General features: G+C 58.8%; 10 protein-coding genes. 5 read left to right on the top strand and 5 right to left on the bottom strand.

What is annotated here, in order from left to right; genetic code table 11:
* The first annotated feature begins 96 nt into the window (after nucleotides 1-96).
* Nucleotides 97-1884 (top strand): PAS domain-containing methyl-accepting chemotaxis protein, encoded by a 1788-nt coding sequence (locus FHT87_RS05375; RefSeq protein ID WP_183726093.1) that lies wholly within the window; start codon nucleotides 97-99, stop codon nucleotides 1882-1884.
* 174 nt (nucleotides 1885-2058) lie between these two features.
* Nucleotides 2059-4287 (top strand): EAL domain-containing protein, encoded by a 2229-nt coding sequence (locus FHT87_RS05370; protein ID WP_183800066.1) that lies wholly within the window; start codon nucleotides 2059-2061, stop codon nucleotides 4285-4287.
* Between the two features lie 291 nt (nucleotides 4288-4578).
* On the opposite strand, the gene FHT87_RS05365 is transcribed toward FHT87_RS05370, so the two are convergent.
* The 5 genes from FHT87_RS05365 to FHT87_RS05345 form a co-directional block, all read right to left on the bottom strand.
* Nucleotides 4579-6528: a MacB family efflux pump subunit gene (locus tag FHT87_RS05365; RefSeq protein ID WP_183800063.1), complete on the bottom strand. Its 1950-nt coding sequence runs from the start codon at nucleotides 6526-6528 to the stop codon at nucleotides 4579-4581.
* A complete protein-coding gene (locus FHT87_RS05360) occupies nucleotides 6525-7661 on the bottom strand; it encodes an efflux RND transporter periplasmic adaptor subunit (RefSeq protein ID WP_348649351.1) in 1137 nt (378 codons plus the stop codon). The genes FHT87_RS05365 and FHT87_RS05360 overlap by 4 nt, the downstream gene beginning before the upstream one ends.
* A gap of 370 nt (nucleotides 7662-8031) precedes the next feature.
* Nucleotides 8032-8277, bottom strand: coding sequence for an SH3 domain-containing protein (locus tag FHT87_RS31110; RefSeq protein WP_246698075.1), 246 nt, complete (start codon nucleotides 8275-8277; stop codon nucleotides 8032-8034).
* Between the two features lie 652 nt (nucleotides 8278-8929).
* Nucleotides 8930-9925 (bottom strand): MDR family oxidoreductase, encoded by a 996-nt coding sequence (locus tag FHT87_RS05350; RefSeq protein ID WP_183800059.1) that lies wholly within the window; start codon nucleotides 9923-9925, stop codon nucleotides 8930-8932.
* A gap of 40 nt (nucleotides 9926-9965) precedes the next feature.
* Entirely contained in the window at nucleotides 9966-10718 is a 753-nt protein-coding gene (locus tag FHT87_RS05345; protein ID WP_183726083.1) for a FadR/GntR family transcriptional regulator, read from the bottom strand.
* Between the two features lie 203 nt (nucleotides 10719-10921).
* Here FHT87_RS05345 and FHT87_RS05340 point away from each other — a divergent pair, with 203 nt between their 5' ends.
* Genes FHT87_RS05340 through FHT87_RS05330 form a run of 3 tightly spaced genes read left to right on the top strand, consistent with a single transcriptional unit; the run spans nucleotide 10922 to nucleotide 16641 of the window.
* Nucleotides 10922-12310 (top strand): FAD-binding oxidoreductase, encoded by a 1389-nt coding sequence (locus FHT87_RS05340; protein WP_246699588.1) that lies wholly within the window; start codon nucleotides 10922-10924, stop codon nucleotides 12308-12310.
* Nucleotides 12311-15823 carry an indolepyruvate ferredoxin oxidoreductase family protein gene (locus FHT87_RS05335; protein WP_246699563.1) on the top strand — a complete coding sequence of 1171 codons (3513 nt, stop codon included), beginning with the start codon at nucleotides 12311-12313 and terminating at the stop codon, nucleotides 15821-15823. It begins immediately after the preceding gene.
* Complete coding sequence (locus tag FHT87_RS05330; protein WP_183800056.1) at nucleotides 15820-16641, top strand: enoyl-CoA hydratase/isomerase family protein; 822 nt, start codon at nucleotides 15820-15822, stop codon at nucleotides 16639-16641. The genes FHT87_RS05335 and FHT87_RS05330 overlap by 4 nt, the downstream gene beginning before the upstream one ends.
* Nucleotides 16642-16671: the final 30 nt, after the last annotated feature.

Here is a 16671-nt window from a genome sequence, read left to right as displayed (position 1 = left end):
CGCGTCAATCTTATAATTAAATATGCGTTAATGATCATGTGTGAATATTGATAGCGTGACTGGATCGGCAGCAGTGAAACCTGTGGAGGATTGCGGGTGAGTATTCTTGATCGTGGTGGAAATGCTGTCGCGGTACTTGCCGCTCTGTCGAATTCGCAAGCAATGATCGAGTTTGACTTGTCGGGCAAGATCCTCACGGCTAACGAAAACTTCTGCAGGGCGCTTGGCTACGAGTTGAGGGAGATCGTCGGAAAACATCACAGCATGTTTGTCGAGCCAGCCTATGCATCCTCGGCAGAATACAAGGCTTTCTGGGCTAAGCTGTCGGCCGGGAAATTCGATCAACAGCAATACAAGCGGATTGGAAAAGGCGGGCGCGAGGTCTGGATCGAGGCGTCCTACAATCCCGTGTTCCGGCGTGGAAAGCCAGTCAAAGTCATCAAGATTGCAACAGACATCACGACGCAGAAGCTGAAGTCTGCCGAGGATGCGGGCAAGATCGACGCGTTGTCCCGCGCACAGGCGATCATCGAATTCACGCCAGCGGGCGAAGTGCTGACCGCGAACGACAATTTCCTCAGCGCCCTCGGGTATTCGCTTGCCGAGATCCAGGGCAAGCATCATTCGATGTTCTGTGAGACAGACTACACAAGGTCGGACGCTTACAAGGAATTCTGGCGCAAGCTTTCAAGTGGCCAGTTCGTCGCCGACGAATTCATGCGTGTCGGCAAGGGTGGCCGGAAGGTTTTCATCCAGGCTTCCTACAACCCGATCTTCGACCTGAACGGCAGGGTGTTCAAGGTCGTGAAGTTTGCGACCGATGTCACGGGGCGCGTCGAGAATGTCGAGCAACTTGCCCGTTGCCTGACCAATTTTGCCGACGGGGACCTGTCGCAGACGATCGAAAAGCCCTTCATTCCTTCGCTGGAACGGCTGCGGACCGACTTCAACAGCGCCTCAGAAAAGCTGAAGGGCGCAATGGCGACGGTGGCTCAAAACGCCAAGGCGATTTCAGCCGGCTCCAATGAAATTCGCACCGCAGCCGACGATCTGGCAAAGCGCACCGAGCAGCAAGCCGCATCCGTCGAAGAGACGGCGGCGGCCCTTGAGGAAATCACAACGACGGTCAAGGATTCGAGCCAGCGTGCCGAGGAGGCCGGTCGGCTCGTGGCGCGCGCCAGAGACCACGCTGAGCATTCCGGCCAGGTCGTGCGTGACGCGATAGGAGCCATGGACCAGATCGAAACCTCGTCGCGCGAAATTTCCAATATCATCGGTGTCATCGATGAAATTGCCTTCCAGACGAACCTTTTGGCGCTCAATGCCGGCGTAGAGGCGGCACGGGCAGGGGAGGCCGGCAAGGGTTTTGCCGTTGTTGCCCAAGAGGTTCGCGAACTGGCTCAGCGGTCCGCGAAAGCTGCCAAAGAGATCAAGAGCTTGATTACGGCGTCCGGTTCCCACGTGGCAAACGGCGTCGGCCTTGTCACGAATGCCGGATCCGCGCTCCGGGAGATCGCCAGTCAGGTTCACGAAATCAACACCAACGTGGCTGCGATCGTGGAGGCGGCGCGCGAGCAATCGACTGCACTTGGCGGGATCAACCAGGCCATCAACACCGTCGATCAGGGAACGCAGCAGAACGCCGCGATGGTCGAGGAGCAGACCGCAGCCAGCCATGGCCTCGCACGAGAGGCTGCAGCCCTCTTCGAGCTTCTTGAACAGTTCCGTTTTGACGATACCTCGAGATCGAGGCCCTCGTCTACGCAGGCGGATCGCCACCCTGTTCCACCGACGGCTTTGAAAGTCGTTCGTAGCTCGTCCGCCACATCCACCCAACGCGGCTCGGCAGCCGTCGCACTGAAATCTGATTGGGAAGAATTCTGATCATCACAGGAAATTGGATCGGTATGAAAGCTCGTGGCAAGGCGCCTACGAACGTCCCGGTGCGATATTCGGCCATGAGATAATGCAATTTTACACCCCGTCAGCGGCAAGTTCGTCCGCTTCTACGATCCATGAAGGGTCCCACTCACTCGGCACTGCGAGGAGTAAGGTCACATGTCACAGGCAGAAGACGAGAGGCTGAACCTTCTTTACGAAGCAAGCATTCTCGATACGCCGCCGACGACGGAATTCGACGCTATCGTACGTCTTGCCTGCAGCATGTTCGATATGCCGATGGCGTTGGTTTCGTTTGTCGATGAGCATCGGCAATGGTTCAAGGCCCGGCAAGGCTTTCCTTTGAAAGAGGCGCCGCGCGAGCATTCTTTTTGCGGCTACGTCGTGGAAACAGGTTCTCCGCTCGTCGTTGAAGATGCCAGCACAGACTCCCGTTTTTGCGGAAACACTTTCGTCAGAGACTGTTCCGTCCAGTTCTATGCGGGGGTTCCGCTTTCGGAAGGGGAGACGTGTTACGGCGGCTTTTGTGTCCTCGACACCAAGATCCGCCGCTTCAGTGATCGGGATCTCGAACAGCTCCATAGTTTGGCGAGCGTCGTCATGGGCCTTGTCCGGGAGCATCGTCAGCAAAGCCTGCTGAAGGAGCAGCAACGTGAACTGGAGTTGAAGCAGGCGCGGTTCGAACAAACCGAGCGCTCTGCCAAGGTCGGTGGTTTTGAGATGGACCTTAGCACCGGTGCGATCGTCTGGTCGGATCAGATATACCGCACCGTGGGATTGCCGATCGGCAAACGCATGACTTCGGAGGAGGTGATTGGCTGCTATGCTCCCGAAGAACGTGACAGCGTCAGGCGCAGGATCCGCGACGTCCTGAATGGCGCAGGCGCCGGCATTGACAAAGAATATCGCATTGTCACGCCAGAAGGCGAGGAACGATGGATTCGCGTCGTGAGCGATATCGAAAACCTGCATGGTGAGCCAAGACGTCTGTTCGGCATCGTTCAGGATGTTTCCGAAAAAGTGCGCTATGAGCAACGTCTGCTCCGGGCAGCAAACGCCGATCCCCTTACCGGCCTTGCAAACCGGGCGGCCTACAATGCGCATATGCAGAGACTCGCAGCGGCGGACGCCTCTTCCATCGGTTTGTTGCTGATCGACGTCGATCGTTTGAAGCAAATCAACGACACCCTCGGCCATGCAACCGGTGACCTGCTGTTGAAAGGTGTGGCGTCACGCCTGGACGAGCGCCTCGGGAAGCGTGGAAAGGTATTTCGCCTCGGCGGTGACGAGTTCTGCGTCATCCTGGAAGCACCCGCAAACGCGCGGGGCATGCGTTCACTGGCGCGACATCTGATCGAATATATAGGCCGCCCGCTGGAGGTCGGTGGGTCGACGATAAATCCGATGATAACCTTGGGCGGTGCGATTTCAGAAGGTGAAATGGATGCGGCGACACTGTCGCAAAACGCGGACTTTGCGCTCTACCATGCCAAGGAAACACGGCGCGGCAGCTATATCCACTATCAGCCCAGCCTGCGTTCGACGATCGCCCATCGCATTCAGATCGTCCGGGAGGTGGAACAGGCACTCACGGAACATCGGATGGTGCCACACTACCAGCCGCTCGTTCGTTGTGCTGACGGTCAGGTATGGGCGTTTGAAGCGCTTGTGAGAATGCAGCGCCCGGACGGCTCAATCGTGTCGGCGGCGCAATTTCATGAGGCATTCACGGACTCGAGCGTGTCTCATCACATCACGACGCGAATGCTGGAGCATGTTGCGACCGATATCCGTAACTGGATGGACCGCGGGCTGGATTTCGGGCGGGTCGGGCTGAATGTCAGCGCCTCCGACTTCATGAGGGGCGATCTGGAAACGAGGATTGTTGCTGCGTTTGCGTCGCGCGGCATCCCGCTGGACAAGCTGGTACTTGAAGTAACTGAAACAGTCTTCCTGCAGGGCTTGGAAGACACCGTCGCAACAACGCTGCAGCGTTTGCGGAAAAAAGGTCTGGCTGTAGCGCTCGATGACTTCGGGACGGGCTATGCGTCACTGACACATTTGCGGAGCCTGCCCGTCGATATCATCAAGATCGACCAAAGTTTTATCGATACCATGCTTGACGATGAATCGAGCCTCGCAATCGTTGACCTGGTGCTCAATCTGGCGCAGAAGCTTAAAATGAAGGTCACCGCGGAAGGTGTGGAAACCCACAGACAGGCAATGTGCTTGCTGGAAATGGGCTGTACCACACTCCAAGGTTATCTGTTCAGCAAGCCGATGGACCGCGAACACGTCGTCAAATACTTAACTGCTTTGAAACCACATCTCATCGAGAACCCCGAACGGGCGCAGGATCAACCGTGGCTGTCGCAAGCGCATGCTTAAGTCGACCCGTGCATGACGGGCTCACTTAGCGTTCACGGCGATGAAAGGGCGCTGCTCGAAGTCGTGCACCAGCTACCGCGATCCGCTGGCCACTGGCGATCGCGGAATCGCAGGTTTCCTCAAGCTCCCTAGGAGCGATCTCTCGGATCAAACCTGGTCAAGTGCCGGATTGACTTCAGCACTCAAAAAGGTCCGCGTAAATTCAGGCCCGGCCGTTCATAGGGCGTCGAAAGATCTGTGTCGTCCGCAAAACAGCGGGCGTCGCCAAGGAAGGAGATTTTTCAACATTCCTCATTCTCTTGAAAGGGCGTCGACCGGATCGAGACGTGAGGCGTTGCGGGCCGGCAAAAAGCCAAAGGTCAACCCGATAAGGAAGGCGACTGCAGAGGAACCCAGAACCGAGTTCAGCGATATGATCATCGGAATCTCTCCCTGAGCGCCGCCCAGGACCGCAGCGATCACGAATGCCAGCCCGGCACCGATAAGCGAACCTGCGACGCAGATCGCCACCGCTTCGATAAGAAACTGCAACATGATATCGAGACGCCGGGCACCGACGGCCATGCGTAAGCCGATCTCACGCGTTCGTTCGGTGACAGAAACGAGCATGATGTTCATCACACCGATACCTCCTACTATTAGAGAAATCACTGCGACACAGGAGATCAAAAGTGCCATTGTGCGCGACGTTTTCTCCATGGCCTTGCGTATTTGGTCGCTATTGAAGACAAAGAAATCTTTCGTCCCGTGTCGCCTGGTCATCAGGCTCACTATGGCGCGCTCAGCGACACCGGTGTCGACACCATCAGCGACGCGAACGGTCAGTCCGCCGAGACTTGCAGCCGTTCCTGATACCCGGCCCGCCACGCTTGTATGTGGGACATAGATCTGCAAACTCTTGTCGCCTGCCGCGCTCCTAGGCCGCTTCACCACGCCAACGACCATAGCCGGCATCCGATCAAGCAGGACAGTCCGCCCCAACTGCTTTTGCCCATTGGGAAATAGTGCGGCAGCGGTGCGATCGTCGAGCACCGCCTGAAGGCGGCGCCCTGCGGCGCTTTCGGCCGAAAAGCCGTTGCCGGCAATCAAGGTCATGCCGTTGATCTCGAAGTAATCAAGACCGACGCCGTTGACGTTGGCGTTGAGCGAAGCGTGATCGGAACGTGCCCGTACCGAAGCATATATGAGCGGAGTTACCCCGCTAACATAGGATTGGGCTGACAGCGCCTCTGCGTCGGCAATCACAAGCGTAGTAATGTTCGCCGCACGCTCGTCACCCCAGTCGCGGCCCGGGTAGATGGATAGTGTGCTGGCACCCAATTCGCTCATCTGCGCCAGCACCTTTCGCCGCGAGCCTTCACCAAGGCCGACGACACAAACCACCGCTGCAATGCCGATGATGATCCCGAGCATAGTGAGAAAAGTTCGGATTCGGTGCGCCGCCATGGAACGAAGTGCCATCGGCCCGGCATCCGTCAGGCGACGCTGGAACCCGACAAACCGACCGGTCGGCTGCTTACGATCGACTGGACGAGGGCCGGTGCCGTTCTGTCTTTCTCTGAAGCGCCGATCTGAAAGAATCTTTCCATCGCGTATTTCGATAATTCGGTCGGCGTTTGCGGCCACCTGCATGTCATGGGTCACCATTATGATCGTGTGGCCGTCGGCATGCAGTTCCTTTAAGATCTCAAGAACGGTTTCGCCGTTGACGCTATCGAGCGCTCCTGTCGGTTCGTCGGCAAGGATGATTTCGCCACCATTCATCAATGCGCGGGCGATGGACACCCGCTGCTGCTGGCCACCCGAGAGCTGACCCGGCCGATAGTCGAGACGTTCACCAAGGCCGAGGCGCCCAAGGAGCGCTTTTGCACGTTGACGCCTGACGTTGGAATTCAGCCCGGCATAAACCGCCGGCATGGCGACGTTCCCAGCCGCGCTCAAGGTTCCAAGCAAATGGTAGCGCTGAAAAATGAAGCCGAAATGTTCCCGCCGCAGCGCGGCTAGTTCATCGACCGACAGGCCCGAGACGCTCTTCCCGCCGACCCGATATTCGCCATAACTCGGTTGGTCGAGACAACCGAGAATATTCATCAGCGTCGATTTACCCGAGCCGCTGGCGCCGACGATTGCCACAAGCTCCCCGGCTTCTATGGAGAGGCTGACGCCGTCCAGCGCGGTAACCGTTTCATCTCCTGCCTTAAAAACTCGGGAGACATTTTCGATCTGTATCAGCGCGCTCACATCGACACCACGTCGGAATCAGTTGAAACTTCACCGTCGGCTGGAATAATGACCTCGTCGCCAATCGACAGGCCATCAATGACCTGGGCGTTGATCTTGTCGGTCAATCCCGCGACCACAAGCCGTTCGACAGTGTCGCCGGAAGGCAGACGTAGGCGCACACGATAGCGCCCTTGCGCGTCACGAGCGGTCAACGCTGGCCACGGCACCAGAGGCACTTTTTCAGCTTTTCCCACTACGATCCTGACGGAGGCAGTCATCATCGGGCGTAAGCGGCCATCCGGGTTGGGCGTGCTGAACAAGCCATTGTAATAAACAGCCTGTGAGCCCTGGATCGGGGTGGCAGACGTCCCTGTTCCCGATCCGGAATCCGTCGCGATCGTGGTCGGCGCCGGCTCTATTTGCTCGAGCCTTGCTGAAACCGGATCGTTCGGATTCCCCATGATCGTGAAGCGGACGTCCTGATCTGGGCGAACACGTCCAATGTCCGTTTCCGAGATCTGAACCTTGACGCGCATCATATCAAGCTGCGCGAGAACGACGATCGTCGGTGCCGCCTGAACGGCGTTCAAGGTCTGGCCGGCCTTTGTTACGACAGCGACCACAGTGCCATCCATCGGTGCGCGGACTTTTGTATAGCCGAGATTTACCTCGGCATTTTCAACCTCGACCGAAGCCTGCGAGATTTGAGCGTCGAGCGCCTCTACCTCTGCCTGAAGCGTATTGAAGGCCGCCTCCGCAGTCTCCATATCGGCAGAAGACACAGCATTTTGTGCATTCAGTGCACGCTGTCGGTGATAAGTTTGCTCGGCTTGACGAAGCTGGATGCCGCGCGCGCGACGTTGCGCTTTCACATTGGCGAGCGCGGCTTTCGCGATACGCAGCGCGTTGGTCTGCGGCGTGGAATCCACCTCGGCGATCAGATCGCCTTGCTGAACCATTTTACCAAGCTGCACATGAAGCGCCTTGAGCTGACCTGAAACCTGTGCGCCCACATTGACCAGACGTGCAGGTTCCAGAACCGCGCTGGCAACGACCGTTTCTTCGATCGCACCGAGAACAACCCGCTGGGAAAGTTCGGGTGGCTGGTCCGGACCGCTGAAGAGGGAGCGAGCAGAAGCAAAACTGATCACGGCAACAGCGAGGGTAATAGTGACGGGTAGGAAGCTTTTTTTGCGAATTTCTGGGCCATTTTTTCGGCGGACGTTAAGGGATTGACGATTGCTGGACTATCGTTTGCAAATGTTCGTTGACATCCGAAGCGACCGTCGCCCTGACAAGAAAGAGCGTGAGGGCAGCGAAGACGACGCAGGTGAGCATGGAGTATCGCCCGTACACGGCTTGCCCTCACTGATAACGGCACCTTAAGCAGGTGCGAAATTAATCCGGTTGGAGTTTTACTCGTCCCAATCAGGTTCCCAGCCTGGCGGCGGCGCGTCGGTTTCCCAATCGAGATCGTCCCAAGTGTCGACGTCTTCGTAGAAGTCACAACTCGAATAGTGACTAGGTACTGATATTGAAAGAAATTGTCGGCACCATCGGCGCGTCCACGTCACGCACGTACATGGGCACGCGGACGCGCCGCGTATCGTACGCGACATCAATGTAGGCCGCCGACACCCATCCCCGACGTCCACCCCCTTCCACGTCGCACCACCTGAACCTTTTTGTGCAACCAAACACATGCAGGGACGTCCCTTCCGGCAAACTGCCAATGAAGGGATAACGAGTACTGGGACCCGCCCACATGTTGATTTCAGCGGCCGCATAAGAACCTGCATGTGCGGCTTGCTTTCCAATGAAAGCTGCGCAAGCAAGTGCTACCGCGTGAATGACTATCCGTCGCATCAAAAACCTCTTGTCGGTACGCCTAATGGACAACATTCGTCATCAGCCAGCATTCGGTCTGGCGAAGACGACCTGTGAGCATCCACTAACTTCGCGCCGGTCGAGATCGTGTGGAGGTCGTATCCACGTTCAAATGGCCACGGCCCGTGGGTTTCGCATATGGGTGAGGATCGTAAAGGACAAGCATCGCCGCTGCGAGAGCAGTGGCCGGAGACGGGGATAAATGGGTAGCGCGAGCGCAGCGGTTCCAAAGAACTACCAGCATGAATTATTGATGGCAGCATGGACAAAGCTGACAGGAAGACGCGCGATCAGCGCCCGTTACAAAATGCGGCCGAGATACGATCGAAGATGTGCTGCTTCCGAGTTGCCTGTGTTGTCCAGCCGTGAAATCAATGAACATCGCACGGCGCCTGATCGATCACACACTGAGACATGATCGTGTCCCGCCGGGTGGTGTAGGTCGGCGGTAGCGAAGCCGCTCGCGAGCGCGCCCTCAACAGCGCCGTAGCGAGCGGGCGGCGAAGCGGTGGTCATCGGCGCTGGAGCAGCCTTACGGTGCGATTTCCACCACAACACGCCCCCTGATTTTGCCCTCCACGATATCCTGAGCGAGGCTCGGAAGCTCGGAGAAGGGCTCGATCCTCGCCAATGTCCCGATCCTTTCTGTTTTCAGATGTTCGGCCAGGGTCTGCCATGCACGGATCCGTTTGGGCATCGGTGCCATAACGGAATCAATGCCAAGCAGTGTCACGCCGCGCAGGATATGCGGGAGAACCGTTGCCGGCAGGTCTGCGCCTGCCGCAAGGCCGCAGGCAGCAACCGCCCCGCCGTAGACGGTCTGTGAAAGTGCGTTTGCGAGCGTCGTCGAGCCGACGGAATCAACCACGCCGGCCCAACGCTCCTTTTGTAGAGGGCTGCCCTTTTCTGAAAGCGATGCCCGGTCAACGAAATCGCTCGCGCCGAGCGATCCGAGATAGTCCCGCGTTTCCGGGCGGCCGGTCGATGCGGTTACTTTGTAACCCTTGTCCGCAAGCAGACTGATCGCGACCGAGCCGACACCGCCCGCCGCACCGGTCACGAGAATTTCGCGATCATCGTTGGCGATCGTGCCCCAATCCTCAAGTGCATTGACACAAAGCGCCGCTGTGTAGCCGGCCGTTCCAATTGCCATTGCCTGCGAAAGGCTGAAGGTTTCGGGCAGCGCGATCAGCCATTCCGCTTTCAGGCGCTGAAATCGCGAATATCCGCCCCATTCTGTTTCAGACAGACCCCAGCCGTTGACGATGACCTTGTCGCCGGGCGCCCATTTGTCCGATCGGGATTCAACCACGATTCCGGCAAGGTCGATACCTCCGACCATGGGAGTACGCCGGGCTATCCGTCCTTTGCCGGTCAGGGCCAGACCATCCTTGTAATTGACGGTCGAATAGTGAACCTCGACGAGAACATCATGATCCGGCAGATCGGAGAGTGAAAGCTGGCTGAAGCCAGCCTGCGGCTTGCCATCGGCCATGTCGATGACCATTGCCTGGAATGTATCGGACATGCGTCCCCCTTCTTACACTTGAAATCGACCGTTCGCCTTGTCAGGTCTGCGGCGGGGCCTTCATCCTGTCGCGTGCGTCCATCGCAGTTGCGTAGCTGTTGCGAATGTAGGCCAGCAGGTCCGCCAATGCCCTTGTCGCCGTCTCGGTGTCGCGCTTGGCGACGGCCTCCATGATCTGCCGGTGAAAGCCAGCGACCTTGCGGCGCTCGCGAACCCGGAACACGATCATGTTGGTGATGGGGATGAAGGACTCGATCACCGTGTACATCATCAGCTTCAGCGGACCATTGCAGGTGGAATCCACCAGCGCGCGATGAAAGCGCACGTCGGATGCGCAGAAGTCCTCGTCACTGATCGCCTCGTCGCGCTGGATCTCGATCTCCGCCGCCATTCGCTCCAGATCGGCAGCGCCGTGATTTTCGCAGGCGAGCTTGCAACAGATCGTCTCCGTCTCAAGGCGGGCCGTAATGATCTCGTCGATATCGAAGGCGCCGATGCCGACAAGCAGGGTTGCTGCTGCGGTGATCGCGTTGGAAAGCCCTTCCGGATCCGGCCGTTTGACAAAGTTCCCGCCGAGCGGACCGCGCCTTGAATGGATGAGGTTTTGCGCTGCCAGACGTTTCAGCGCCTCGCGCACGGTCGGCCGCGATATTCCGAAGCTTCTCGCGAGATCCTCTTCCGTGGGAAGCCGCTCGTCGATCTTCAGGCGGCCATCCATGATCGCGGACTTTATGTTCTCCGCAACCTGCTTGGCGATGCCAGCCCTCACGACCTCATCAAATTTCAACGTCATCGATTGTCGTCCTTATCTCGATTTCATAGATGCCATGGCCGTTTCGAAAACGCTACTGAAAATTGAATATAGGTTTGACAAATATCGGATAGACGATAACCTGCCCTTGATCCAGATAACCAAGGGGAACGAAATTGGGCGGATCGACTGGTCGGGCGCAGATCGCCCAAGGTGCCTGTGCGCCTGTCGGCCGGCATGCAGTATTGCTGCGCCGTCTGAATGGCAGGATCGGTAGCAAGGCCGTTCTCGCTGGCGACGACGTCGGCGACGGCTATCGTGGTGACGCAACCGATAAGCGCGGTGAGCGCCCGATAATCGTTTTTCGGCCCGCCGATACGGCGGAAGTGTCTGCTATCCTTGAAGAATGCAATCGTCTGGGTCAGCCCGTCGTCGTCCAAGGCGGCAGGACGGGCCTTGCGGGCGGGGCGAGGCCTCATGTCGGCGAAGTGTCGCTTTCGCTTGAGCGAATGGTGAACCTGTCGCCGGTGGATGAGAATGCCGCCACCATCATCGCAGAGGCCGGCGTTACGCTTCAGTCGGTACAGGAGGCTGCAGCAGGCTGCGGGCTGTTTTTCGGCGTCGATATCGGCGCGCGCGGCACGTCCACGGTTGGCGGTAATGTTGCCACCAATGCGGGCGGTATTCGTGTCCTGCGCTATGGCATGTATCGGTCCCAGGTTTTAGGGCTTGAGGTTGTGCTGGCGGATGGCTCCGTGCTGACCAGCTTGAAGGGATTGCCCAAGGACAATTCGGGCTTCGATCTCAATCAGCTCTTCGTCGGAAGCGAAGGTGTGCTTGGCGTGGTCACGCGGGCCTGTTTGCGGCTGCATCCTGAGCCGCGGTCGCAAGCGAATGCCTTTTGCGGATTGCCGTCGTTAAGTGCCGCTGTTACCCTTCTGAAGCATTTGCGCTCTGCACTCGGGTCGTCGCTGTCGGCCTTCGAAGTGATTTTTCCGAATGTTTATGACGGGGTTCTGTCGCTGACCGGTGCTCAGCCACCTGTTGCGGCAGGTGCTGGGATGTACGCCCTTGTGGAGATGCAGGGGCAGGATGAGGCCGGCGATCAGGAGCGTTTTTCCGAAGCGCTTATGGCTTGCTACGAAAGCGGAATCGTGACGGACGTGGCTGTTTCGGGGTCGCTGCGCGAGTATCACGCAATCTGGAAACTTCGCGAGGCTGCCAGTCAATTCATCTTCTCGATGGACCACGTCTCCGGTTTCGATGTCAGCCTGCCCTTGTCCAAGGTACAGGCCTTCCTGGATGCTGCCAGCGACGAGATCGCGGCCGCCGATCCGAATGCAGAGATCTATATTTTCGGCCATCTCGGCGATGGCAATTTGCATTTTCTTGTCCGCACTCATCATCATGAGCGGATCGCCGACATAACTCTTTCTGCCGTGATCCGTGCCGATGGCGCGATTTCTGCCGAGCACGGAATTGGCCTTGAGAAGAAGAAGTGGCTGCCTCTGGCGCGAAGTGCCGCCGAGATGAATGCCATGCGCCGCCTGAAGGCCGCCTTCGATCCCAACAATATTCTCAATCCCGGCCGGGTTTTCGACATGCCGTCGCCGGGCGTGCCGGAGGGTGCGTAGATGCAGAACCTGTCCGATATGCCCCGCGCATTGCCCAGTGAAAACGGCCCGAGCCTTGATGACCGATATACGGTCGATCATGGAAAAATCCTGGTGTCGGGCACACAGGCACTGGTGCGTCTTCCGATGATCCAGCGACAGCGCGATCTGGCAAGGGGCCTCAACACTGCCGGTTACGTCTCCGGTTATCGCGGTTCGCCGCTCGCAAGCTTCGACCGCGAGATGGCGCGCGCCAAGACCTATCTCGACCAGAACCATATCCGCTTTCAGCCCGGCCTCAATGAGGACATGGCGGCGACGGCTGTATGGGGAACGCAGCAAACGGCAATGTTCTCCGGCGTCCGCTATGACGGTGTCTTCTCGATGTGGTACGGCAAGGGGCCGGGCGTCGATCGCACCATGGATGTGATCCGGCATGCCAATGCCGTCGGCACCAATCCGAATGGTGGCGTGCTGCTGCTCGCAGGCGACGATCATGGCGCCGTCTCATCGACCTTGCCGCATCAGAGCGAGCACAACCTGATATCGGCCATGGTGCCTTTGCTGTCGCCCGCCGGCGTCGCCGAATATATCGACTACGGTTTGCTGGGATTTGCGCTTAGCCGCTATTCAGGTGCGTGGATCGGCTTCAAGTGCCAGACGGAGATTGTCGAATGCACGGCAACCGTCGATCTCGATCCGGCTCGTCCCGCGATCGTCTATCCGGATGCGCAAGGCAATCTGTCGCTTCGCTGGCCTGACGGGCCGCATGCGATGGAGCGCCGGCTAGAAGACAAGCTTTCTGCCGTCCATAGATTTGCTCGTCACAACGGGTTCGACCGCAGCATCTGGCAGGGGCAGCGCACCAAGGCGCGTCTCGGCATCGTCTCGACCGGCAAGTCCTGGCTCGATCTGATGGGCGCGCTTTCGCGCCTCGGCATAGACGAGCGACGTGCAGGCGAGCTTGGCATCCGGCTCTACAAGGTGGGCCTTGTCTGGCCAATCGAGCCGAAAAGGATCGCACGGTTTGCCGCCGACGTCGAGACGCTGCTGGTCATCGAAGAAAAGCGTCCGATCATGGAAGACCAGATCAAAGCTCTGCTCTTCAACATGCCATCCGATGACAGGCCGAGAGTGTTCGGCAAACTCGGGCCGGCAGACACGCCGCTTCTGTCCGCCGTCGGCGAGATCGATGCGGTGGCCGTCGGGAGGGCCATCCTTGCCGTGCTCGGGCCGCAGGCCGATGATCTCGATAGCCGGTCGCGGGAGATGGAGGCAATTGTTGCAGCCAGCGTGACGGAAAGTCCGGCACTCAGGCGCGATCCGTATTTCTGCTCCGGCTGTCCGCACAGTGTCTCGACCAGACTGCCCGAAGGAAGCCGTGCGTCGACCGGTATCGGATGCCACATGATGGTCATCGGGCTTGAAGATCGGAACACCTCGACCTTTACCCAGATGGGGGGTGAGGGCGGTGCATGGATCGGGCTTTCTCAGTTCACCGATGAAAAGCATATCTTCGTCAATATGGGCGACGGCACCTATTTTCATTCGGGCCTGCTTGCGATCCGAGCAGCGATCGCCGCGAAGGTCAACGCCACTTACAAGATCCTCTATAACGATGCCGTCGCCATGACCGGCGGTCAAAAGCACGACGGTGAGGTCTCTGTTCCCGGTATCGTCGGCCAGATGCTGGCCGAAGGGGCTGCAAGAGTGGCCGTCGTCGCCGAGTGGCCGGAGGTCTGGCAGGGCCGCTTGCCACGCAATGTCACGGTCAACCATCGCGACGAACTCGATCAGGTGCAGCGTGAACTGCGCGAGATCAACGGGGTGACGGTGCTGGTCTACGATCAGGTCTGTGCGGCAGAGAAGCGCCGGCGTCGCAAGCGCGGGGCGCTGGCGGTCGCGGACAAGCGAGCCTTCATCAACGAACTGGTCTGCGAAGGATGCGGCGATTGCTCGGCCGTTTCCAACTGCATCTCGATCGAGCCGCAGGAAACGGAGTTTGGCCGTAAGCGCAAGATCAACCAGTCGAGTTGCAATACCGACCTTTCCTGCATCAAGGGCTTCTGTCCGAGCTTCGTGACGGTTGAGGGCGGAAAGATCAGAAAGCCGGCTGCGAAAGCTCAGCAAGCGATATTCGATGATATGCCGCTACCTGTTCTGACGGATATCGGAGCGCAGCCATATAACATGCTGTTGGCCGGTATCGGCGGGACGGGGGTGATTACCGTCAGCGCTGTTCTCTCCATGGCGGCGCATCTCGATGGCCTTTTTGTGCAGACGCTGGACCAGACGGGGCTTGCGCAGAAGAACGGGGCTGTCATTTCGCATCTTCGCGTGGCGCGGATGGCTGGTGCTTTGTCGTCGGTCCGGATCGGCGTTGGCGAAAGCGATCTGGTGCTCGGCTTCGACATCGTGGTGTCGGCCGGTCGCAATGCGCTGTCGACCTTTGGAGCTGGCCGCACGCGCGCCGTTCTCGACAATCACTTCGCGCCGACGGCGTCTTTCGTCCAGAACACGGCGATCGATTTCCAGCAGGAAGCGACGCTGAAAACGCTGCGCCGTGCCGCCGGCGAGGATGCTGTTCACCTCGTCTCGGCGACCAAGCTTGGCGCGGCGCTGATAGGCGATGCGATTGCAGCCAACATGTTCCTGCTTGGTCATGCATGGCAGCGCGGCCTGGTGCCGATCAGCCTTGCCTCCATCGATCAGGCGATTGCACTCAATGGAACCAGCGTTGCGATGAACCGTGCCGCCTTCGGCTGGGGTCGTCGCTCGGCGGTCTCCCCCGATATCGTCGCCAGCGCCGCGGGAGCTGATCTGGCCGAGGTCAAGCCCGTCGAGACCCTCGACACGATCGTCGAGAGCCGTGAGGCTTTTCTCGCCGCGTATCAGAGCGCCACCTATGCGCGCCGGTACCGGGCACTGGTCGATGCTGCGCGGCAGGTCGAAAACAGGCTCATGGCCGGCGAGGAGTTTGCAATGGCCGTCGCCAAAAACGCCTTCAGGCTGATGGCCTACAAGGACGAATACGAGGTGGCGCGTCTGCACCGCGACCGGAGCTTCAAGGCTGCGATCGAAGCGCAGTTCGAAGGCGACTTCAGCATCAAGCATCATCTGGCGCCACCAATCCTGTCACGGCGGATCGACAAACGCACCGGAAACCCGGCGAAGATCGCCATCCCCCAGAAAATGATCGGCCCGGCCTTCGCGCTTCTGGAAAAGCTGCGCTTCCTGCGCGGCACGGCGCTCGATCCCTTCGGCTATACCGAAGAGCGCCGGATGGAGCGGCGCCTGATCGCCGACTATCAGGCGATGATCGAGGATCTCACGAGACAGCTTTCCGTCGAAACGCACGGCCATGCCGTCGCGCTTGCCCGGCTGCCGGAAGAGATCAAGGGGTTCGGCCCCGTCAAGATGGCGTCGATCGGGCGCTTCGAAAACAAGATGGCGGCCTTGCTTGCAGCGCCGGCCAATGACGAGAAACGAACAGCGATGCCGGATCGGGACGCGGCTAAGAGGAAAAGCATATGAGCACTTCCGAGACCTTCGAGACGATCCTTTACGAGAAGGACGGCCAGGATAAATTCGCGACGATCACCATCAATCGTCCGGAAAAGCTCAATGCGATGAACAAGACGACGGTGCGCGAAATCGACCGCGCCGTCGCCATGGCTGTCGCCGACAAGGAGGTCAACGCGCTCATCATCACGGGGGCGGGCCGATCATTCTCGTCCGGCTATGATCTTCAGGGTGCCGATTACGATGTCGATATCGAGGACTGGCATGCGGACATGTCGGAGAACGCCCAGGCGCTCCTCAACATCTGGAAGGCACCGATCCCGGTCATCGCTTCCGTGAACGGTTATGCGCTTGCGGGTGCGCTTGAGCTGATGATGGCCTGCGATCTGGCCATTGCCAGCGACAATGCGAAGTTCGGCGAGCCGGAGGTGCGGCACAATTCCGGCCCGCCGGCACTGTTCATGCCCTGGCTATTGGCCAGCCGTGACGTGCGCTGGCTGATGTATACAGGCGATGTGGTCGATGCCGAGGAAGCCTTGCGCATGCACCTCATCAACAAGATCGTGCCCGCCGATCAATTGAGGAAAAAGACCGAGAACCTGGCACGCAAGCTGGCCCGCATGCCCGTGCCGGCAATCAAGTTCGCCAAGTCCTCCATCAACAACCAGCAGATGGCCGCTGGCCTGATGACATCCTTCGATTTCAACGTCCACGCCATCGCCGCCCTGCATGTCAGTCGCGACGGGCAGGAGTGGATGCGCAATCTGCAGAAGATGTCGCTGAAGGAATATCTCGAGTTCCGTGATGCCCCGTTCAAGGGGCTCGACTGACCCCGCTTTACGATATCGCCCGGCGGCACT

Origin of the sequence: Rhizobium sp. BK316 (assembly GCF_014193695.1) — a bacterium.
Taxonomy (GTDB): domain Bacteria; phylum Pseudomonadota; class Alphaproteobacteria; order Rhizobiales; family Rhizobiaceae; genus Rhizobium.
The sequence above is the reverse complement of the archived record's forward strand: the minus strand, read 5'-3'. Positions and strand labels throughout refer to the sequence as shown.

What these genes read in the sequence shown, in the direction of transcription:
- FHT87_RS05370 (WP_183800066.1), top strand. Translation starts at nt 2,059, where the DNA reads ATGTCACAGGCAGAAGACGAGAGGCTGAACCTTCTTTACGAAGCAAGC.
- FHT87_RS31110 (WP_246698075.1), bottom strand. Translation starts at nt 8,277, where the DNA reads ATGTGGGCGGGTCCCAGTACTCGTTATCCCTTCATTGGCAGTTTGCCG.
- FHT87_RS05350 (WP_183800059.1), bottom strand. Translation starts at nt 9,925, where the DNA reads ATGTCCGATACATTCCAGGCAATGGTCATCGACATGGCCGATGGCAAG.
- FHT87_RS05345 (WP_183726083.1), bottom strand. Translation starts at nt 10,718, where the DNA reads ATGACGTTGAAATTTGATGAGGTCGTGAGGGCTGGCATCGCCAAGCAG.
- FHT87_RS05335 (WP_246699563.1), top strand. Translation starts at nt 12,311, where the DNA reads ATGCAGAACCTGTCCGATATGCCCCGCGCATTGCCCAGTGAAAACGGC.
- FHT87_RS05330 (WP_183800056.1), top strand. Translation starts at nt 15,820, where the DNA reads ATGAGCACTTCCGAGACCTTCGAGACGATCCTTTACGAGAAGGACGGC.